Source organism: Paenibacillus sp. FSL R5-0701, from assembly GCF_037973995.1.
Classification (GTDB): domain Bacteria; phylum Bacillota; class Bacilli; order Paenibacillales; family Paenibacillaceae; genus Paenibacillus.
Map to the genome: position 1 here is coordinate 3,464,936 of NZ_CP150230.1, position 20,511 is coordinate 3,485,446.

The window sequence follows — 20,511 nt, forward strand, 5'->3', positions numbered from 1 at the left end:
TGATGCCAGTTTTCATTCACTTGTATACAATTGTCCTTTCTTCGAACGAAATGCGTTCAAGGTCAGTCCGAGAGAAGCGAGCAGCATAATTGCACCAAAAATATACGGGAAGTTTATGTTTTTGTCAAACAATAGTCCTGCGATCAGCGGCCCAATCACCGTTCCGAGACTGGAAAATGTGGTGTTCAGACCGGATGCATAACCTTGCCGATCTCCCGCATTCTTGGATATTAACGTGCTGACCGAAGGTCGCAAAAACGAATTAAAGGCAAAGAATAACGCAGAAGCGAACAACAGAAACACAAGGTTGACTTTAATTAACATTAACAATAAAGCTATAGGTGTGATTATCAAGGAGAGACGGATCAACTTAATTTCACCGATTCTCTGTACGAACCAATCCAAAAGCCAGATCTGAACAACGATACCGATAATCGCGCCCAAGGTAATAATGATGGAGATTGTTGCAGCATCAAATCCATATTTTTGCTCTGCAAAAAGAGCGAATACCGTCTCATAACTCATGAGGCCAAAGGTCATGACAAGCAATACAATCAAATATTTGAAATAGGGGACTTTAAAAGAACTCCAGATTTTTTTGCCCAAGTGATCTCCTTTTTGAAGACGGATGGAGACCGTTCTTTTCTCCGGGGGAAGTGTCTCAGGCAATAGCAACGTCATTAGGGCCGCAATCAGTCCCAGCCCCGCTGCGAAGAAATAGGGCATGCGAATGCCCATCTCGGCGATGAGACCGCCCAGACCAGGTCCCAGAACCATCCCCAAGTTCATAGCTGCGCCGAAATAGCCCATGCCTTTTGCACGTGTTTCTGGCGTTGTAATATCGGCGACATATGCGAGGTTGGCAGGAACCATTAAACCAAGACTGATTCCACCGATAAAGCGTGCGACATAGAGGAACGGTAATGACGTCGACAGCGCAAATATGATATCTGAGATGACAGACAGAAACATACCTGCGATGATCAACTTTTTGCGTCCAAATCGATCAGACAGTTGTCCCCCGAGAGGTGAAAAGAAGAATTGAGCCGCACCAAAGGCGGCAACTAAAAATCCTGCTACTGTGCCTCCCGCATGAAAAAGCTTCAAATACTCTGGCAATATGGGGATGATCATGCCTTGCCCCAATAAAGCGATAAACAGATTTAACATCAGAATGAACAGTGGAAAGCGAACTGATTTTGGTAATGTACTCATGTACGTCATTAACCCCTTCGTTTACAACTTGTTAACCTTTACATCGTGTAAACCATTTTAAATGATTTGAAGGAAATATGTAAATCTTTTTTTTAATGAAGCAGTCTGATGAGTAGAGTTATAATTGGATTCATATGGAGGTGGGAACACGTGAAATTAGAGGAATTGTTTACGGTACATGTGAACATCGAAGAATCATTTGATTTGCAGAATAGCGAAGATGATTCGGTTGTCATGATTACTTTTACAGGCAGCGTAACCGGAAAGTACTTTGAAGGAATCGTGCTGGGTGGAGGAGTGGATACGCAGATCATCGGGAAGAATGGTGGTCCGCATACTCTATCGGCAAGATACATGCTCCAAGGCAAGGACTACACAGGGCATACATGCAAAATTTATATCGAAAATAACGGAATCATCGATAAAACGCTGAAAACTGCTTTATTTCGTACTTCCCCCAAGATGATTACAGACAGCAAAGCCTTATCCTTCTTGAATCGTGAGACACTTGTTGGAGAAGGTCATCCGACGGAGTCAGGGATAGATATAAAAATATATAGAAAACCGCTGTAATGCGGGATAAATAGCAATTATTTGTTTATTGTATGGCAGAGAAGATAGCTTTTTATAACGAAAAGTCAGAGTCGCTAAATAAAGCGGCTCTTTTTGTCGTATGAAACTTTACGTCAATTTTTATATGTATTCTTTTACAATCAATTAACATAGGATGGATACTGCGCAGACACTTCTCACCTATAGTATGATGAGCGAAAATAAAACTAATACGAGCATATCAAGGGAGAAAACGATTCAATATGATGATCAAAAAAATCGGGATTTCAGTAGCATCACTCGCCATGTTAACGTCTGTAAGTGTGTTTGACGTATATGGTGCAGGCTCCAAACGCATGATCGAAGTGTCTGAACAATCGGCTAATGTGGTCGTGAACGGACAAAGGGTGGAAGGAGAGTCGTTTCTCTACAATGGAGTTACTTATGTACCGGCAAGAGCTGTTGGAGAGGCCCTGGGGCAAGAGGTAGACTGGGATAACAACACCCAATCGGTATTTGTTGGAGCAAAAATGAACGATCAGCAGGGATACCGCGGCACCAAAACGCCATATCCTTTTAAGGCAACAAGTTATACAAAAGCTCCTAATGGATATGAACCCGTATTTATTAACTACATAGGGAGACACGGTTCCAGACATCTATCCAGTTCCAAGTACGACAAGACGCTCTTTGAACTGCTTGACATCGCTGAGAAGGATGGGCAGATCACTAATCTGGGCAAAGAGCTGAAGAAGGAAATTGGCAATCTGATGAAGGTTGAAAAAGACCACTATGGATTGTTATCCACTACGGGTGGAGAAGAACTGAAAGGAATAGGAACCAGAGTCGGGCAGAATTTCAGAGAACTATTTACATCAGATAAAAAAGTAATTGCTCAGGCCACCTTCAAAGATCGAACGCCCCAGAGCAGAGATCAGTTTATTGACGGGTTAGAGGAAAGCTTGGGAGATAACAAGGTAGACATCCTGGCTTCAGCCTTTGAAGAAGGGAAAGACCCCTATCTACGGCCCTACGACCTGGCTACGAAGTATAACGAGTACTTAGAAGATGGAGACTGGGTTAAATTATACGAGGATTATGTCACACAGAGGACTGGAACGCGGTATGCAAAAGAGGTCCTTTTGCAATTTTTCTCTGAAGACTTTTATCAACGGCTGAACGCTGGAGAGTTTGAACTGAAAGATGAGAAGGGAAAAGTGAAGCTCAGCAACCCAACCGAGGCTGCTTCTAATTTATACGAACTCTACATCATATCTTCGAATATTAAAGGAGAAGGTGACTTCGAATTCGGGCGGTATTTCACGGCTAATCAGTTGAAATGGTACGAGAGCATTGACAATATCAATGATTTCTATGAAAAAGGTCCATCTTTAACGTCAACGGATCTGCCGCAGAATATCATTGCACCTCTGGTCAAAGAGTTGATCGTGTCTACCGAACAGTCCATTCAGCAGAAAGACACGGCTGGTATATTTCGTTTTGCTCACGCAGAAACCATCATTCCATTATCTTCATTCCTGGATATCGCCGGAGCTAATGTGAGCATTGATAAACCGCAGGACGTGACCCAAAACTGGAATGGCTCGGTTATCTCACCGATGGGGGCAAATATCCAATGGATTCTGTATTCCAATGGTAAGGATATTCTCGTAAAAATGCTTAGAAATGAAGGAGAGATTGCCTTCCCGATTGAAACAAAGACCTATCCGTACTATAAATGGGAAGATGTGAAGACATATTACGAAAACAAACTGCAGAAGGTAGGCGTAAGCTTGGACAGCAGTTTGGAAGACAATATCGAGCTTTTACAGAAAGAATTCTAGTTGGTGAACCCATATCAAATGTGGATGAACATGAAGAAAGCAACTCCTAAACGGGGCTGCTTTCTTTTTTTATTTGGAACGAAAAGAATGAACGCAAAAAAATCCTAAAACAAAATGTGACCAAATGCCGTCCGTAAGAGTGTTAGAGGTATAAAGGAGGGCATACAACCATGCAGCGATCAGTGCCCCAGCTGGGCGATCATGTGATGAAAGTCTATGAGACATACGCGGATACGCTGTTCCGGATTGCCATGGTGCACCTCGGCAGACGAGAAGACGCGGAGGAAGCCACTCAGGATACCTTCATCAAACTAATAGAAAAAGCACCTACATTCAACGATGCGGAGCATCAGAAAGCATGGTTGATTCGGGTCATCACCAATCATTGCAAATCCTTATTAGGCAGAGGCTGGCGTAAACGGGAGGTTAAGCTGGAGGGAGTCGATCCCCTTACAACAGACAACCCTGAAGATCACGCGCTGATCGAACTTGTGCTGTCACTGCCCGTCAAGTATAGATCGGTGGTTCATCTGTATTATTACGAAGATTATCCGATCCGAGAAATCAGCGAGATCCTGGAGATTAGCGAATCAGCAGTGAAAATGAGATTAAAACGAGGCAGACAGCTGTTAAAACTGGAGCTGGAAGGAGAGGAACTGTAATGAACGAAGAACAATTCAAACAAAACTATAAGAAAGCGGTGGATAATATGAAAGCAAACGAACAAATGAAGAAACGGGTAGAGCAATCCTTAAACACGCAACATCAGGGACCAAAACGTCAACGTAAACCATTATACATTGCAGCAAGTGTCGTTATCGCTGCCAGTATTGGCTTGGCTGCGCCAAGTGTATGGCAACAATTCAATGGACCAGCCGCACCAACACCACAGGTGGCAGCGGTGACTCCAGGCACGTCGTTCGATCCGATCGTGATTCCGAAGATGGAGTTGCCGGATTCACAGGTCAAAGGCGCGATGGCTGATATGGTGCAATTGGTCGTGTATGGAGGAAACGTCTATACACAGTCCCCAACATTGCTTGAAGGCGCCAATGCACTCAACCTGCGGGGGGATAAACTGGGGACCACCACTGGCGGCATTGATGAGCTGAGCGGCCAGGATAAATACTCGGAACTTGCTTCCAACATTGGCGAAGCTGACATCTATGCGGTCAATGGCTACGATAAGGACTTCCGCATCATGTCTTACACCGAGATCGATGGTCAGGTGTATGCTCAACTATTTGACAAGAACAACGGGATCACCATTGGTACTGGTGCCGATCTGATCGGCAAGCTACATCTCGAAGGCAACATCACTTCTGCGCAATGGGAAACGTTTGACAGCTGGAATAACGGATTGCAGCAGCTTCAACCGTTAGCAGCGGATGAAGCACTGGACAGCTTTATCTCGGCGTTATCTGCTGCCAAACCAATCGCAACGAGCCCGGAATTGGAAGAGAACCTCTACGGCAAGGAAGATCGCAAGATCATCTATCTCACATTGGAAGATAAAACGCAGGTCCCACTGGTTCTATTCGGTGAAGGTCTGGTTCGTTACGGTAATGTTCCGGCATTCCTGGAAGTGGAGAAAGGCACATTTCAATCATTCTGGAACAGCTTGGGTGAGTAACGCGAAGACAGTAATATGGATTCATGAAGAAGAGCGAACATGGCACGCAAGTGCTTTGTTCGCTCTTTTGATTATCGGTGGGGTTAGATTAATTAGAATTTTTGTAATACACCAAGTGATCGGTCCATTCATTATTTTCGTGAATAAACCCTTTACGTAGACATTCAAATTCCATACCAACACTCTCTGCCAGTTTCATGGAAGGGGTGTTATCCACATTGATATGAGCCTCTATACGGTGGAATTTCAGATGTTCGAATGCAATATGAAGTGCTTCATTCACTGCTTCTTTCCCATAACCTTTTCGCCAATACTGATTATGGATCGTGTATCCGAAGCTTCCCCATTGAAAATCATCTCTTGCCAAGGTAGCAATATCAATCATACCCAGATGTGTACCATCATGCTTTCTAAACACACCAAATACATAAACGGCATCTGTACGCGCTAACTCTTGATGTCGATCTACCAGATCACGAAACCAATCCAGTGTGCATTCACTCATATCCATTTTGCCTGTATCATGACGGTGTTGGGAGGGATGACGGTTTTCGAACTCATTCAACCAATTTTCATAGTCGTCTTTCTGTAATGGTCGGATGACTAGCCGTTCTGTCTCTGAAATATGATCAAATTTTTCTGGTTTTAATATCAAAATGACAACTCCTCTGTATTGAATGTATGCTCATGGCATAGCACTGAAATAGTCCATAACCACGCTGCGAAACTCTAAAGCGGCTTTGGAAATATATCTGTTTTTGTGCGAAAGTAGAGCGATTTCCCGAACGAGCTTGTGTTCCTCTACCTGAAGATATCTAATGCGCTCATGCGGGTTTCTGGCTGTGCTAGGTATAAACGCGAGACCGATCTCCGCTTCCACAAGGGCTGTTAATCTTGCAGGCTCATCACCTTCATATACATACTTCGGTAGGAAACCAGCGGATTGACATACGGAATCTACCATATCACGAACCCCATACCCTTGCTTCACCCCAACAATCCGCTCGTCCTTAAGCTCGGTTAATTGAATGCTGCTTCGATCTGCATATCGATGACCCATAGGAACAGCGACTACAATCGGATCGTCATATAGGATCTGACATTCGATATCGTCACCATGAATCGGAGGGGAGGAGAGACAAAAGTCCACCTCGCCCCGATGTAGAAGTCTGGACATGTTTTCTAACGAAACCATTTGCACATGGAACTGAATATCCGGTTTGTTTTTCCGGAATTCCCGCAGTATGCCTGGCAATGTGCTCGCCGTAGTCACCGCCAATTGCAGTGTACCCTGATCCGGGTTGGAGAGGTCAGCAATTTCCCGCTTTCCTTGTTCCAATTCAAATAAGGCTTTTTCAGTTCGCTGAAGAAATGTTCTTCCAAAGTCGTTTAATCGCAGCTTTCTCCCGATTCGATCAAATAAAGGGACTCCCAGGTCATCCTCTAATCGTTGTATCGTTTTGCTCAGGGAGGATTGCGTGACATGCAGCTTTCCTGCAGCTTCCGTAACATGTTCGCATCGGGCCACCGTCAGGAAATATTTTAGTTGAAGAAGTTCCATTTGCACCATTCCTTCATTCCTTCTAGTTCATCAAATCATAACATATAATGCGTTGGAATAAATGAATGTTTTCAAGTAAGATGACAGCAGAAGAAGGAGAGGTGCACCAATGAACGTTCGAAATAAAGGATTGATGTTAGCTGTTGGACTCGGAATTATGTTGAATCCGTTGAATTCCTCCATGATTTCGGTGGCTATTTCAAGGCTACAACAAGTGTATCAACTTAATTTTACAGCCGTTTCGTGGATTATTTTATCATTTTACATTGCCAGTGCTGTCGCTCAACCCGTCATGGGCAAATGTAGTGATTTGTTTGGCCGCAGGAAGATATTCCTCATGGGTCTTATTATTGTTTTTGTATCATCCATGCTAGCTCCGTGGTCTCCCAGTTTTTCGTGGCTCATCGTATTCCGAATCATTCAATCGATTGGCACAAGCATGATGGTGGCCGTCGGAATGGCGATTGTCAGAATTAACGTGACTGACAAGCAAGCCTCCGCCTTGTCCACCTTGGCTATATTCCTTTCTGGAGCGGCTGCGATCGGGCCCTTTATTGGTGGAGTATTGATTCATTGGTGGGATTGGCATAGCATATTCATCGTTAATATTCCGTTTGTCTTGGCAAGTTTTTGGTTCGCCTGGAAAACAATCCCGAAGGACGAGCAATCCCCGTCTATCTCTGGTCACATGTCCATTCGGAAATGGCTTGCGTTAATTGACGCACCAGGCATCCTGATGTTTACGGTAGCCTTGGTAACTCTGCTCATCGGTTTACTTTCAGTAAATTCCACAGGAGATATTTCAACATGGCATCTGCTGACAGGAGCGATCGGGTTAATCGCACTCGTTATGTTCATTCGACATGAATTAAAAGCAGACACGCCTTTCATCCCTCTGCGAACCTTTGCCACATATCCCGAGATGACTTGGGTGAATGTGCAATACATGCTGGTAAATATCCTGTTTTACGCACTATTTTTTGGAGTTCCTACGTATTTGAAGCAGATACGACATCTCAATGAAGTTCATACAGGAATGAGTATGCTAGCTTTGGGGTTATGTTCAGTCATTATTGCTCCGATTGCAGGGCGCTGGATTGACAGATCAGGATCACGGCCAGCGCTGATCTTATCCGCTTCTTTAATGACATTGGGCTCTATATTGATCGTTGTTATGAATGAAACTTCTCCAATCTTCATAATCATTGTTGCCTTAGCTTTATTTGGAATAAGTAACGGCCTAAACGCGGTTGGCATGCAAGCAGCACTGTTCAAAAGCACACCCAAAGAAATGATTGGAGTCGCATCGGGTATTTTTAATACATCACGCTACCTGGGGACCATCTTATCGTCGTTATTCATTGGAATTGTTATGGGAGATACATTTAATGTGACAGGATTTCACATGCTTGGCATCATCCTTACGGTATTAGCTGCATCATTGATCATCATGAGCGTACGTCGCGAGGCAGGTCCGGTGAGTCCGGAGCAAGTAAGCAAGTAAATAGCGAATCTGCCGTGCAATAGCACGTTTACACCCAATGAATCAATAGCTCCATTGGGTGTATTTTTTGTTTTTCACCAAGTTGTCAGAAAGAGTTGATCCTTTCTTGAACGTTTAAGGTAGAAGACGTGTCTTTGATTGAATTAGGTAAAAATAAAGATATAATAATTTTGATTAATAGGCTTGGTCAGTACTTGAAGTGCATCAATATCAGATTTTCATAGGCATCCAGCGCTTGTTATAATCGGGAGCCAACAGGAGTAAACGCATTAAAGGTGTGGCAAGATATCGTCGTACCTACCTTTGTGAAATATTTCGCAACTATGCATTGAGCTTGGCCGAAGCTGATATTGATTGTTTCAAAATTGAACAGAGTTTGAAGGGAGGCAGTATAACGAATGGCTATTGATACGGTGTTATGGAGCAGGCTGGTGACTGGTTTGACGCTCGGGTTCCACGTTATTTTTGCAACACTTGGTGTCGGTGTGCCTCTGATGATCGCTATTGCAGAGTTCATCGGCATTCGGAAGAAGGATCACCATTACATACTTATGGCGAAGAGGTGGTCACGAGGGTTTGTCATTTCTGTCGCGGTTGGTGTCGTGACAGGCACAGCGATATCGCTGCAATTGGCTCTGGTATGGCCGAATTTTATGAAACTGGCCGGGAATGTCATTGCACTGCCACTATTTATGGAAGTATTCGCGTTCTTTTTTGAAGCCATCTTCCTGGGCATTTACCTGTACACGTGGGATCGGTTCAAAAATCCGTATATCCACTGGTTGCTGACCATTCCAATTGTCGCCGGGGCAGGTATGTCTGCTGTTTTTATTACTACAGTGAACGGATTCATGAACCAGCCTGAAGGCTTTGTGATGGAAGCAGGCCAATTCATGGCAGTGAACCCCGTGCAAGCGATGCTGAATACGGCGACGTTCTCCAAAGTGTTCCATGTATTAAGCTCGGCTTATCTGACAGGAGCTGCCCTGTTAGCAGGAATAGCAGCCTTTGCGATGCTGAGAAAGGGAGTGTCCGCCTACCACAAAAAAGGCTTGAATCTCATGATGGCCGTTGTACTGGTATTCAGTTTATTAAATTCCTTAGCTGGAGATGTATCTGCCAAGTTTTTGGCTGAGCATCAGCCGGAGAAGCTCGCAGCTGCCGAGTGGCATTTCGAGACGGAAAGCGGAGCGGATTTGATTTTATTGGGATGGCTGAATGCTGAACATGAAATTATAGGCGCACTACATTTGCCGAAGGTGCTCAGTTTCCTTGCCTTTGGAGACTTTGATGCCGAGGTAACCGGGCTGAACGAATTTCCACCAGATGAGCATCCACCTTTACTTGTGCATTATTTGTTTGATCTAATGGCTGGAATCGGATTTGCTCTGCTTGCGATCTCAAGTCTGTACTTCCTGTTTGTATTCTGGAAGAAACGTAATCAGTTTAACAAGTGGATGCTTCGTATGGTTGCACTCAGTGCACCGCTCGCTTTTCTGGCCGTTGAGATGGGTTGGTTCTATGCAGAGATTGGGCGGCAGCCATGGATCATCCGAGGTTATATGCGAGTGGAAGAGGCCGCTACTTCTTCACCGAGTGTGAGAATTTTATTTTTCGTCTTCTTGCTTCTCTACATCCTGCTAGGCGTTATGTGTGTCGTTGTACTGAGACGGTTGTTCAATAATAATCCTGCTGAACTCGAGATGGAGAAATGGTTGAAGGAGAAGCATGATCAATCAGCCGAGAAAGGGGGTCAGGCATAATGAGTTATGAATTAATTGGTATTTCGGTACTCTGGCTGTTCTTGTACGGCTATCTTATTGTAGCTTCCATTGATTTTGGAGCAGGTTTCTTCGCCTTTTATGCACGCCTGACGAAGCAGGATCACCTGATTAATCGTCTGATCTCCCGTTATCTATCACCGGTCTGGGAGATCACCAATGTATTTTTTGTCTTTTTCTATATTGGCATCGTTGGATTCTTTCCGGATACTGCTTACTATTATGGCTCCGCGCTGCTTGTTCCGGGAAGTATTGCCGTCATTTTACTTGCCATTCGTGGTTCATTCTATGCTTTCGAAAATTATGGTTCTAAAAAAAGTATCGTGTATTTGTTCTTATATGGAGCTACGGGTCTACTTATTCCAGCGTCATTGTCAGTGGCACTGACCCTGTCTGAAGGTGGCTTTATTTTGAAGCAGGGAGATACCGTTTCCCTGGATTACTGGGCGTTATTTACCAATCCGTTATCATGGAGCATCGTTGGACTGGCAATCGTATCCGTATTGTTCATTAGCGGGTCATTTCTAACATTTTATGCTTCTCGGGCAGAGGATCATTCGGCATTGAAGCTAATGCGTAACTATGCTTTGTTCTGGAGCACACCGACCATTATTCTCGCGCTGACTGCATTTATATATTTGGGTCAACACAATGAGCGTCATTTTCAAAATATGATGGATCTATGGTGGCTACTGGCGCTTTCCGTTGCGTTTTTCATGATTGCCATGTGGCTGTTATATAACGGACGCCGTTACGGTTTAGCTTTTATATGCATCATGCTGCAATTTCTCACAGCCTTTTTTGCTTACGGGATTGGGCAATATCCTTACATTCTTGATCCATTCATCACCATTCAGAGCAGCGCCACACCACCTGCAATGGGCTTTGCACTCGTCGTTGTGTTTATCGGTGGTCTGTGCCTGTTAATTCCTTCTCTAATCCTGGTCTTCAAACTGTTCCTGTTTGATGCGGATTATGTGAAAGGGAAAAAATAAAGGAGGAGCGTTCAATGAAAAGGAGAGGCAAATCCAATCTGATCTCGCAGCAAATGTCTTTACAACGAAAAAACAGACTTCTCCTTGCGATCATTTCGCTGGCCCTTGGTGTAGCTATTGTAAGCCAGGCCACCTTGGTAGCTGAAGCAGTCCAGCGAATCTTTGTAGAGAAAGCTTCCTTTTCATCCGTGATGCTGTTGCTTGGCCTATTGCTGGCTGTCATGGCTGTACGCTCACTGTTGTCGTATGGTAATGGGAAAGTGGGCTTGCATATGGCAGCACGCGCCAAGACGAATATGCGAGCATCTGTGTTGCAGAACCTGACCCGCGCTTCCATGCCTTCAACCCTGAGTGGACAGACGGGAGGAAAGGTCAGTGTTGCTTTGGATGCTGTGGATGAGGCTGACAGTTATTTCAGTCAATATATGCCTCGAATGATGGAAGCCGCGATGATCCCGATTCTGATTCTGGTTGTTACGTTTACGCAGCACGCCAACACAGGCTGGATTATGCTATTCACGGCACCGTTTATCCCGCTGTTCATGATTTTGGTTGGGCTCCAGACAAAGAACAAATCAGAAGAAAAATATGCGCAACTTGCCGAGTTTTCCGGTACGTTTCTGGATTCGCTTCAAGGGCTGGTTACGTTGAAAATATTCGGACGGGCTAAACGTCAGCAGCAGGAGATTGAACGCAGCAGTCTGGGGTATCGTGATGCCACCATGGGCATTTTGAAGATTGCATTTACAAATACGTTTATACTGGAATCGATCGTGATGTTAAGCATTGGTATTGTTGCGCTTGAATTGGCTATTCAGTTACTTGTGTTCAAATCGATGAGCTTCCACACAGCCTTTCTTGTGTTGTTACTCGTGCCCGAGTTTTACAGTCTGTTGAAGAATACGGGAACGGCTTTTCACAGCGGTCGAACCAGTATGGGGGCCATTCGTAAGGTGGAACAAATGCTTGAGGAAACTAGTGTCAAGAGCACACAAACGAAGCCTGAGAATGTTGAGAAGGCCACACATACCAGTGATACTAATGGTCAGATCGTGCAGCAGACTGGGGTACACGCCCCTCGCGCCGAGTTCATAACAATGCCACCAACCATTGAACTGAACGATGTCCGATTCCAGTACACACCTGATTCCTTTGGACTTGAGACAGGACAGATCTTGATTGGACCGGGAGAACAGATCGCTATTGTAGGCAAAAGTGGCTCCGGTAAAACCACGCTGCTTCATCTCATTGCCGGTTTACTGAAACCAGATTCGGGAGCGGTTCTGGTTAACGGAAGCGAGATTTCACAACATGATGAGGCTGCATGGTTTGAACGTGTTAGCTATATTACACAGCATCCGTATATTTTTGCAGGTACATTTTCCGAAAATATCGCGATTGGCGCAGGTCGGAACGTCTCCAGAGCTGAAATAGAGCAGGCGGCAGAGGAAGCAGGGCTTGCTGGTGTTGTCGCACAATTGGAGCAGGGCTTGGATACGTTTGTTGGTGAAGGTGGCCGGGGGCTGTCTGGCGGGGAAAAGCAAAGACTTGCTTTGGCACGTGCTTTTCTGAAGCGACCAGCTGTCATTTTGTTCGATGAACCCACCGTAGGATTGGATTTGCACACCGAGCGGGTAATGCAACAATCCATTGCGGCATTAGCCAAAACGGCAACGATGATTACGGTGGCACACCGTTTATATACGATTCAACATGCAGACAACATTTTGTTTATGGACAATGGGGTGTTGGTGGATTCAGGACATCATGAAGCGCTTCTGGCGCGCCTGCCTCAATATGCGGAGATGGTGGATGTACAACGGAAAGGAGGGTTAGCATGAATGAGCTGACGATTCTGTCAAAAGCGATGATTCAGGAGCGCAAGGATATCTTGCTTTCGATATTGGGCGGATTTATCGCCGGCATAGCAGGGGTAGCTCTCTTTTCCGCAAGTGGTTATATGATATCTCAAACAGTATTTGCGCCACCGCTGTACACCTTAATTGTACTCACCTCCATGGTCAAACTACTTGGTTTCCTTCGAGCGGCAAGTCGCTACGGGGAACGCTTGTATTCGCACAGGGCGACATTCTCCATGCTGAGCCGTTTGCGGACGTCCTTTTTTGCCAAACTGATCCCGGTAACGCCAGGTATATTGAACAAAAACCGAAGCGGGGATCTGCTTGCGCGGATCGTGGGTGATGTGGAAAGTTTGCAAAATTACTTTTTGCGGGTCGCGTATCCACCCATCATGGTCGTTATGGTGTTTTTGGCTACCATGCTGTTCACTTCGGCCTTTTCGATCTGGATTGCGTGTTTGTTAGTACTAGGTATGTTGATTACGGCATTTGTTGTACCAGGTATTGTCTTGTTAGGTCAGCGAAAAATACACGGACGTGTCCGCCAGCAAAGGGCTTTGCTGTCCACGGAAGTAACCGAAGTGTTGTATGGTTTCAGGGATCTGAAAGTATACGGCCAATTGGAACAGCGTGAGCAGCAGCTTCAGCAGGCTTCCGCTGCATTGGCAACAGAACAGAAACAAGCCGCTTCGCACCTGCTGCGTGGGCAATCCATGCACGTTTTTGTGACGTATCTCGTTACATGGGGTGTGCTAGCACTCAGTGCCTTCTTAATTGTGAATGGAGCGTTTGCCGGTGTATTCCTCGCCATGCTGATCCTGGCCACGCAGACCGTATTCGAAGAAGCTGCCGCAATGGCTATATTACCTCTATATAAGCAGGATAGTGAACACGCTGCTCAGCGACTGGCGGAAACGGTGCAGACCTCTGATGTGCAACCTGTTCAGCCAAGCGGTGACGTGTCAGCCGATCAGGCGGTTTCGATTGAACTATCCGGTGTTAGCTTTCAATATGAAGGGGAATGGAGACCGGCGCTGAGGGAGCTCTCCCTGCAACTTGCAGCAGGCTCCAAAACAGCGATTGTAGGGTCGAGCGGGTCAGGTAAGTCAACGATTATTGATTTGTTACTCAAGCTGCGTGTACCAACGTCTGGCGATATACGGTTAAACGATGTTCCGGTGCAGGAACTGAATGAGGAGAGTATTTGGCAAAGGGCAAATGTTGTGTTGCAGCAAAGCCATTTCTTCCGGGGAACCATCCGGGACAACCTGTTGCTGAATGGAGAAGAACATTCAGATGAACAACTGTCGGCTGTGCTGGATAAAGTCCAACTGCCGAATAAGTTATTGACCGACATGGTATATGAAAAAGGGGAGAACCTGTCGGATGGTGAGAAGCAGCGGCTGGCTCTAGCACGGGCCATGCTGCGCAAAGGACGGTTATGGCTTCTGGACGAACCAACTTCTTCGTTGGATTACGTCACAGAGAAACATGTGCTCCAGCATCTTCTTGCACAAGCATCCGAAGATACATTTCTTCTGATCTGCCATCGGCTGACGGGATTGGAAGAGATGGATCGGATTGTGGTCATGGACCAAGGCAAGATTGTAGAATCGGGTTCTTTCTCCGAGCTGATGGAGCAAAAAGGCTATTTTTATGAAATGAAACAAATTGAACGACAAATGATTGGAGACGTCGGGGCGTAAGAATCTAGTCTATTGAGTAGACAATACGGTCGATTGTCGTTAATGAAGAAAACTTCAATAAATCAATTTTATAAATTTAACTAAACCCCAAAGGATGCGGTGCATATACTCCTTGGGGTTTGTTTTGATATAATAGTTTTTTATGTCTATAAAGGAGATGGAAGATGGGAAAATATAAGTGGGATATTGTTTTTTATTTGGCCGTATTTTTATTTGTTGTGTACATGAAGATGAATGACCAATCTCTGTTTTGGATACTTGGAGTTGTTCTCACCGCTACTCTGATCATGTTTACCATTCGTATTTTTTATCCTCTGGGTTGGGAAACACGGATGGACCGCGTCGAGGCATTTCTACGCAGACAGGAGAATACCCCAAAGCTTTATATCTATTACGCTCTTGCAAACAGACTTGATGATGAATTGGAACACACAATAGAGCGCATCAGAAATGAGGACACCAATAAAAGGACACAAGCAGTATATAATGCAGCTTACGGCTCCTATCACAACGACTTGGTAGCTGTTCGTACTGCGGTGCAGAATATGCGTAGATCGGATTATCGTACATATTATGAAACGTATTTACTTATGGAAGAAGGAAGAAGTGAGCAGGCGAGGGAACACTTGAAATCCATTAACAAGGTCTGGATGAGATCTTCGCTTCTTGCAGCGATTGAACTAAAAGCGGGACAACGCGAAACTGCGATTCAGCTAATACAAGAAGCAATGCATGCTGTCAGAGGTGTCCATCGTTATATGATATTTAAGGAATCAGAGAGATACTAAGGGTGAACAAAAATCTTCCTTGGCATATAGTACAACTGACACGGACAAAAGCTTGTTCCATATAGGAGCAGGCTTTTATCTTTTGTCTTAAAGGAAGGACAGGAAGGACAAGAGTATACAGAGGCGCTAAACTGTTCGGCATAGTGGGGAACACCCGAATTAAAATGCTCTCCAACCAATTAGCCTATATGATGAGAATCTTAGCGTCTTTTAGTAACCTTTACATAATAGCAGATGATTCAGCCGTTTTAATTTTCTTGGTAAGCGGCTTTTTCCTTAGTGTCCTATCATACAAATATGGCTTTCCGTGATAATCCCGTGCATGCTGTTGTTTCTGCTTTTTATGTATATCAACCTTGATCTCCAGATTGGCAACGTTATTCTGGAATTCAGAAGCAACTCGTTTGCACCATTTCAATCCACTTTCTTCAGATGCACTGAAATGAACACGTAATAGATATCCGTTCACCGTTAATTCAAACTTGTATAAATTCATGATATGTATCCTTTCCAGGTGGGCATGTTATGTTACACCAAATACGATAACCTGATTATAACAGGAACGTATGTTCTGTAAAAGTGTTATTTATGATACCCGCAATTCAATAAGGTTCGCTAGACATCTTTGCAAGAGTCCGTTTAATGGTAAAATATCTAAAAATGGTTCATGTTGGGGGATACGCATGTATAAACTGATGATCGTAGATGATGAATTGCTCATGCGGGTTGGAATTCGTTCCATGCTGAATTGGGAAGAGTACAATTTCTATGTTGTTGGTGAGGCGGGAAATGGAAAAGAGGCATTAAGCCTTGCGCTTGAAGTGATGCCTGATCTAATTATTACAGATATCAAGATGCCGATTATGGATGGGCTACAGCTTATACAAGAGGCCTCCTGCGTACTGAAAACCTGTAAGTATGTCATCCTGAGTAATTTTGACGAATTTCATTATGTGAAAGAGGCGCTAAAACTTGGCGCTTCAGATTACTTGATTAAAAGTGAGATCACCGAATCCTCCCTTATTGACCTCCTGAGCACGGTTGGACAGAAACTGCAAAGTGAACATGTTCACCCAACCAACACACCCTCTATAACACAGGACTATTCCAAGAGCCTAAGATATCTAAAGGATAGTTTCTTCCAAGATATTGTAAGCGGATTCATTAGTGAGGAGGATATCATCACCAAAGCGGAAGAACTACATTTTCGTATACGTTCGGACCAGTTGGTTGTCATGAAGTTCATCGTGAATTATTACGAGGATGCAAAGCGGAAATATGTAGAGAAAGGGGAAAAGCTGCTCCGATTTTCGATTCTTAATATTATGGAAGAGATTATTCCTTCGAAGTGGGAGAAAGAGATTTTTGTTGAAAGTTCCTCTGAATATTGGGTGATCGTCAATGTACTTCCTGAGAGCCAATCTGTACATGCCGACTTGAATAAACTATGTAATAAATTGCTGTCTTCAATCAAGGATTTTATGAATCTATCGCTCACGGCTGGGGTGAGTAGAATGACTTCCGGTTTTCTTCACATCAGGAAGGCCTGCCAAGAGGCAGAAACGGCTCTCCAACAGAGTTTCTTCACAGGAAGCAACCAGGTGTTGCATTACGATGATATGGTTCAATCCCCAGATCGACATGAAGTTAAGGGGGCTTTAAGCCCGCAACAAGAACGAGATTTGTTGAAGTTATGGGTAAGCAAAGACAACAAAATGGCGGAAGAGTTCCTTGAAGGAATCCGATCCAACCTGGAACAGCTACGAGCGGATGAGAATAGCATTCGCAAGCAATATATCATGGTAATGGAAACGATACATTCCCATTTATCCCGCGCTACGGAAAGAGGTGCTCCTTCTTTAACAGAAAAATCACCCTATGAAATCGTTCTAAAGGGGGAGTATTGGGAGGATATCCACCAAGATATGCTTGCTCATATTGCATATTACTTCCAAACCGATTCCCAAATCAAACAGGAAAGCACGTACACCGATCTCGCCACTGAATTGATCGACAAGTATTATGCGGAAGATATCTCACTGCAAAGTATCGCTAGCCAAATCAGTGTGAATCCGTCGTATCTCAGCCGTGTGTTCAAACAGGAACGAGGAGAGAACTTTATCACGTACTTGACCCGAGTTCGAATTGAACATGCGAAGGCGTATCTATTGAGCAGAGGAATGAGAGTGTATGAAATCGCAGAAAAGGTGGGCTACCATAATTACACGTACTTCAGTAAAATTTTCAAAAAATCGGTAGGGGTCACTCCGGAGGAATATCGAGAATTACAGCAGGGATGAATGTAATCGGTGAATAGAGGTGCAGCATATGAAGCATGTTCGGCCCTTCCGAATCAAGTACAAAATTATGGTGATCTGTATGACGGTCATTATCCTTCCGGTATTGGTGATGACCATCAATTCGTATTACTCCTCAGAGCGGTTATTGGCACAGAACTATACAACGTTGCTAAACGATCTGGCCAAACAAACGAATATCCGCATTGACGAGTTCCTCAAGGAGATTGAGAAAATTTCGCTGCTAGCCAGCAATGGCCTTAGTGACAATCTGTCTGCGACTCATGAAGGGAGTTTCCCTATACAGGATTTCCTGCGAGAGGGTGATGAACATCATGAGATTGCCGCATACAATATTCTGATGAATTATATCATGATGAAAGATCGCGTATTCTCCATCTACCTCTACAATATGAACGGGGGGCAAGACCTTTTTGTCAGTCCACATCAACCCATTGATCCAAACTTCAAAGTAGCAAACGAATTGTGGTTTAAAAAGTTCATGCATGATAAGGATCGAACCATTACCCTCACAACACGAATCGACGAGCAATTGGAGAATAAAATACTGGCAGTGTCACACGCACGCAAAATTCATGATGTGACTAGTGGAAAACTGCTTGGCGTGATCGTTGTCAGCATTGATATCAAATTCATTGAAATCGTCAACCGCAACTTGCAGGAAGGGCTGCGCTCCAGATTCATGATTGTTGATGAGGATGACAAGATCGTATATAACGTGAACGAACGATTAATCGGGACACTGTTCCGTGACAACGTTCGTCCGCCTGAATCACTAAATGTCGTGGTGACCAGTCCCCTTAGTCAGCAAAAATGGACAACTTACTTATATATGCCTTTGGATGAACTGACTGCTGATGGCAAAATATTGGGCCGTAATCTGGTGACGCTTGCCATCGTTATTGTTCTTTTTGCTGCCGTCATATCCATCTTTTTATCTCACGTGATCACAACTCCCATTAAAAAATTGCTGCGGAATATTGCTCTAGTGGAGAAAGGTCAGTTCGAACAAGTTGTACCTATTGGCTCCAGAGATGAGATTGGCCATTTATCCATTCGGTTCAACAGAATGTCACACGAATTGAAACGGTTGGTCGAACGGATGCAGCAGGAAGAGATAGATAAAGCCAAGGCCGAGATGCGTGCGCTCCATGACCAGATCAAGCCTCATTTTCTGTATAACACCCTTGGGTCGGTGAAATGGATTGCCTCGATGCAGCAGGCTGATAAAATCGTGGAAATGACCGATGCACTAATCTCGATGCTCCGCTATGCAACAAAATCTGATGGAACTCTCGTAACCATTTGTGAAGAACTCGATAATATAGCGAATTACGTAACGATTCAGAATGTCAGGTACTATGGTTGTATTCAGATGAGATATGAGGTTGAGGATAGACTGCTGAATTATCGCATGCCCAAAATGATCCTGCAGCCGATTGTGGAGAATGCGATTTTTCATGGTCTGGCCGAACTGGAAGAAGACGGAATCATCACTATTCGGATTCAATCACAGCTGGATGAAGTTGTGATCGAAATCTGTGATAATGGCGTGGGGATGGATCATCAAACGATGCAGAATCTATTGGAAGAGAAGTCCGGTGCACGTACGGGAACGAATGGGATTGGATTGCATAATGTGCAGCGGCGAATTCAACTTCATTTTGGGAAACCCTATGGAATACAGGTGGAGAGTAAAATGGGTGAAGGTACCATTTTCTCCATTCTGCTGCCTGCCATCCTAGAAGCCAAATAGTCATTCATGCTTTCATTTATGCATCTCATAATGCAGTACAGCGATCATAAAAATAAGTTTAGATATAAACAAAGGGCTCGCAGTATGAACTGCAAGCCCTTTTGTTCACCCTTTGACGCTACCTAACACCAAACCTTTGGTGAAATATTTCTGTAAGAATGGATACACAAGCAAAATCGGAATGGCACCCAGGAACATCTGAGCGGCGCGCCCCGTCCTGGCGTTCATCATGGACAACAGCTGCGTATAATCTGACCCAGATTTCAGCATGATTTGCTCAAAACTTTGCAGAAGGGTCTGGAGGTAACTTTGTAATGGATAATTGTCTGGATTGTTCATATAGATAATGCCATCGAACCACGAATTCCAGTGAGCAACGATACTGAACAAACCAACCGTAGCCAGAGCGGGCTTGAGAAGTGGGAGTAGAATACGAAGCAATACCTGTACAGGCCCAGCACCATCGATAATGGCTGATTCTTCAATCTCCTCGGGCAGCCCCCGAATGAAATTCATGAGGATAATCATACTGAATACGGGGAGGGCCCCAGGCAGGATCAGAGACCATATGGAATCGATCAGTCCCATTTTGACGACTACCAGATAGGTTGGAATTAGACCTCCACTGAATAACATGGTTACGATGAAAAATCCCATATAGATATTACGCCCCATCAATTTTTGTTTTGATTTGGAGAGGGGATAAGCCGTGAGTACGATCAGAACCAGATTCACCAACGTTCCGATAACGGTTCGTTGAATGGCTACCCAGAGAGAGGAGAAAAATGATCCTCCAGTTAATGCAAATTCATAGGCTTTTGTCGTAAATTCCACAGGCCAGAACGTAACACTCCCCGCAGATACAGCCGCGCTGCTGCTGAATGAAACAGCCAGCAGGTTGATAAACGGCAGGATACATAGGAGAGAGATTAGAAGCAATATGGTGTAGTTTATGATAAGAAATACACGTCTGCTCATACTTTTATCATAGATCATAAT

The 20,511-nt window shown here is 44.4% G+C and carries 17 protein-coding genes; 12 read left to right on the forward strand and 5 right to left on the reverse strand.

Going from position 1 to position 20,511, the window contains the following annotated elements; translation table 11 throughout:
• Window positions 1-12: 12 nt before the first annotated feature.
• Window positions 13-1,215, reverse strand: coding sequence for an MFS transporter (locus tag MKZ13_RS15325; protein WP_076210787.1), 1,203 nt, complete (start codon window positions 1,213-1,215; stop codon window positions 13-15).
• A 150-nt stretch (window positions 1,216-1,365) separates the two neighbouring features.
• On the opposite strand from MKZ13_RS15325, the gene MKZ13_RS15330 reads away from it, so the two are divergent.
• The 4 genes from MKZ13_RS15330 to MKZ13_RS15345 all read left to right on the forward strand — a co-directional run bounded on the left by MKZ13_RS15330 (window position 1,366) and on the right by MKZ13_RS15345 (window position 5,244).
• Window positions 1,366-1,788 (forward strand): DUF3237 domain-containing protein, encoded by a 423-nt coding sequence (locus MKZ13_RS15330; protein WP_221821127.1) that lies wholly within the window; start codon window positions 1,366-1,368, stop codon window positions 1,786-1,788.
• Between the two features lie 242 nt (window positions 1,789-2,030).
• Window positions 2,031-3,611, forward strand: a complete 1,581-nt coding sequence (locus tag MKZ13_RS15335) for a histidine-type phosphatase (RefSeq protein ID WP_221821128.1) — start codon at window positions 2,031-2,033, stop codon at window positions 3,609-3,611.
• Between the two features lie 170 nt (window positions 3,612-3,781).
• Complete coding sequence (locus MKZ13_RS15340) at window positions 3,782-4,273, forward strand: sigma-70 family RNA polymerase sigma factor (RefSeq protein ID WP_036615805.1); 492 nt, start codon at window positions 3,782-3,784, stop codon at window positions 4,271-4,273.
• Complete coding sequence (locus MKZ13_RS15345) at window positions 4,273-5,244, forward strand: hypothetical protein (RefSeq protein WP_221821129.1); 972 nt, start codon at window positions 4,273-4,275, stop codon at window positions 5,242-5,244. The genes MKZ13_RS15340 and MKZ13_RS15345 overlap by 1 nt, the downstream gene beginning before the upstream one ends.
• An 88-nt stretch (window positions 5,245-5,332) precedes the next feature.
• Here the strand turns inward: MKZ13_RS15345 and MKZ13_RS15350 are convergent, their stop codons facing one another.
• Both MKZ13_RS15350 and MKZ13_RS15355 read right to left on the reverse strand, forming a co-directional pair.
• Complete coding sequence (locus tag MKZ13_RS15350; RefSeq protein WP_221821130.1) at window positions 5,333-5,899, reverse strand: GNAT family N-acetyltransferase; 567 nt, start codon at window positions 5,897-5,899, stop codon at window positions 5,333-5,335.
• A gap of 30 nt (window positions 5,900-5,929) precedes the next feature.
• Window positions 5,930-6,805 carry a LysR family transcriptional regulator gene (locus MKZ13_RS15355; protein ID WP_339185401.1) on the reverse strand — a complete coding sequence of 292 codons (876 nt, stop codon included), beginning with the start codon at window positions 6,803-6,805 and terminating at the stop codon, window positions 5,930-5,932.
• Window positions 6,806-6,914: 109 nt separating this feature from the next.
• On the opposite strand from MKZ13_RS15355, the gene MKZ13_RS15360 reads away from it, so the two are divergent.
• From MKZ13_RS15360 to MKZ13_RS15385, 6 genes are all read left to right on the forward strand, one after another.
• The gene (locus MKZ13_RS15360) at window positions 6,915-8,309 is read left to right on the forward strand and encodes an MFS transporter (RefSeq protein WP_221821131.1); all 1,395 of its coding nucleotides are present in this window, start codon (window positions 6,915-6,917) and stop codon (window positions 8,307-8,309) included.
• A 398-nt stretch (window positions 8,310-8,707) separates the two neighbouring features.
• Entirely contained in the window at window positions 8,708-10,072 is a 1,365-nt protein-coding gene (locus MKZ13_RS15365; RefSeq protein ID WP_221821132.1) for a cytochrome ubiquinol oxidase subunit I, read from the forward strand.
• Window positions 10,072-11,085, forward strand: a complete 1,014-nt coding sequence (locus tag MKZ13_RS15370; RefSeq protein WP_174806461.1) for a cytochrome d ubiquinol oxidase subunit II — start codon at window positions 10,072-10,074, stop codon at window positions 11,083-11,085. The genes MKZ13_RS15365 and MKZ13_RS15370 overlap by 1 nt, the downstream gene beginning before the upstream one ends.
• A gap of 14 nt (window positions 11,086-11,099) precedes the next feature.
• Window positions 11,100-12,926 carry a thiol reductant ABC exporter subunit CydD gene (gene cydD / locus MKZ13_RS15375; protein ID WP_221821133.1) on the forward strand — a complete coding sequence of 609 codons (1,827 nt, stop codon included), beginning with the start codon at window positions 11,100-11,102 and terminating at the stop codon, window positions 12,924-12,926.
• A complete protein-coding gene (gene cydC, locus MKZ13_RS15380) occupies window positions 12,923-14,650 on the forward strand; it encodes a thiol reductant ABC exporter subunit CydC (RefSeq protein WP_221821134.1) in 1,728 nt (575 codons plus the stop codon). Before cydD ends, cydC begins: the two co-directional genes overlap by 4 nt.
• A gap of 164 nt (window positions 14,651-14,814) precedes the next feature.
• The gene (locus MKZ13_RS15385) at window positions 14,815-15,438 is read left to right on the forward strand and encodes a hypothetical protein (protein WP_221821135.1); all 624 of its coding nucleotides are present in this window, start codon (window positions 14,815-14,817) and stop codon (window positions 15,436-15,438) included.
• A 220-nt stretch (window positions 15,439-15,658) separates the two neighbouring features.
• Here MKZ13_RS15385 and MKZ13_RS15390 read toward each other — a convergent pair whose 3' ends face one another.
• Window positions 15,659-15,934, reverse strand: a complete 276-nt coding sequence (locus MKZ13_RS15390) for a hypothetical protein (RefSeq protein WP_221821136.1) — start codon at window positions 15,932-15,934, stop codon at window positions 15,659-15,661.
• A 187-nt stretch (window positions 15,935-16,121) separates the two neighbouring features.
• On the opposite strand from MKZ13_RS15390, the gene MKZ13_RS15395 reads away from it, so the two are divergent.
• Both MKZ13_RS15395 and MKZ13_RS15400 read left to right on the forward strand, forming a co-directional pair.
• On the forward strand, window positions 16,122-17,738 hold the full coding sequence (locus tag MKZ13_RS15395) for a helix-turn-helix domain-containing protein (protein ID WP_221821137.1): 1,617 nt from the start codon (window positions 16,122-16,124) through the stop codon (window positions 17,736-17,738).
• Between the two features lie 28 nt (window positions 17,739-17,766).
• Entirely contained in the window at window positions 17,767-19,512 is a 1,746-nt protein-coding gene (locus MKZ13_RS15400; protein ID WP_221821138.1) for a sensor histidine kinase, read from the forward strand.
• Window positions 19,513-19,617: 105 nt separating this feature from the next.
• Here MKZ13_RS15400 and MKZ13_RS15405 read toward each other — a convergent pair whose 3' ends face one another.
• Window positions 19,618-20,508 (reverse strand): carbohydrate ABC transporter permease, encoded by an 891-nt coding sequence (locus MKZ13_RS15405; protein WP_307412710.1) that lies wholly within the window; start codon window positions 20,506-20,508, stop codon window positions 19,618-19,620.
• Window positions 20,509-20,511 lie beyond the last annotated feature (3 nt).

Excerpts from the sequence above, each read along its gene's own strand:
- MKZ13_RS15325 (WP_076210787.1), bottom strand. The coding sequence starts at position 1,215 with ATGAGTACATTACCAAAATCAGTTCGCTTTCCACTGTTCATTCTGATG.
- MKZ13_RS15335 (WP_221821128.1), top strand. The coding sequence starts at position 2,031 with ATGATGATCAAAAAAATCGGGATTTCAGTAGCATCACTCGCCATGTTA.
- MKZ13_RS15340 (WP_036615805.1), top strand. The coding sequence starts at position 3,782 with ATGCAGCGATCAGTGCCCCAGCTGGGCGATCATGTGATGAAAGTCTAT.
- MKZ13_RS15345 (WP_221821129.1), top strand. The coding sequence starts at position 4,273 with ATGAACGAAGAACAATTCAAACAAAACTATAAGAAAGCGGTGGATAAT.
- MKZ13_RS15355 (WP_339185401.1), bottom strand. The coding sequence starts at position 6,805 with ATGGAACTTCTTCAACTAAAATATTTCCTGACGGTGGCCCGATGCGAA.
- MKZ13_RS15360 (WP_221821131.1), top strand. The coding sequence starts at position 6,915 with ATGAACGTTCGAAATAAAGGATTGATGTTAGCTGTTGGACTCGGAATT.
- MKZ13_RS15365 (WP_221821132.1), top strand. The coding sequence starts at position 8,708 with ATGGCTATTGATACGGTGTTATGGAGCAGGCTGGTGACTGGTTTGACG.
- MKZ13_RS15370 (WP_174806461.1), top strand. The coding sequence starts at position 10,072 with ATGAGTTATGAATTAATTGGTATTTCGGTACTCTGGCTGTTCTTGTAC.
- cydD (WP_221821133.1), top strand. The coding sequence starts at position 11,100 with ATGAAAAGGAGAGGCAAATCCAATCTGATCTCGCAGCAAATGTCTTTA.
- cydC (WP_221821134.1), top strand. The coding sequence starts at position 12,923 with ATGAATGAGCTGACGATTCTGTCAAAAGCGATGATTCAGGAGCGCAAG.
- MKZ13_RS15385 (WP_221821135.1), top strand. The coding sequence starts at position 14,815 with ATGGGAAAATATAAGTGGGATATTGTTTTTTATTTGGCCGTATTTTTA.
- MKZ13_RS15390 (WP_221821136.1), bottom strand. The coding sequence starts at position 15,934 with ATGAATTTATACAAGTTTGAATTAACGGTGAACGGATATCTATTACGT.
- MKZ13_RS15395 (WP_221821137.1), top strand. The coding sequence starts at position 16,122 with ATGTATAAACTGATGATCGTAGATGATGAATTGCTCATGCGGGTTGGA.
- MKZ13_RS15400 (WP_221821138.1), top strand. The coding sequence starts at position 17,767 with ATGAAGCATGTTCGGCCCTTCCGAATCAAGTACAAAATTATGGTGATC.
- MKZ13_RS15405 (WP_307412710.1), bottom strand. The coding sequence starts at position 20,508 with ATGATCTATGATAAAAGTATGAGCAGACGTGTATTTCTTATCATAAAC.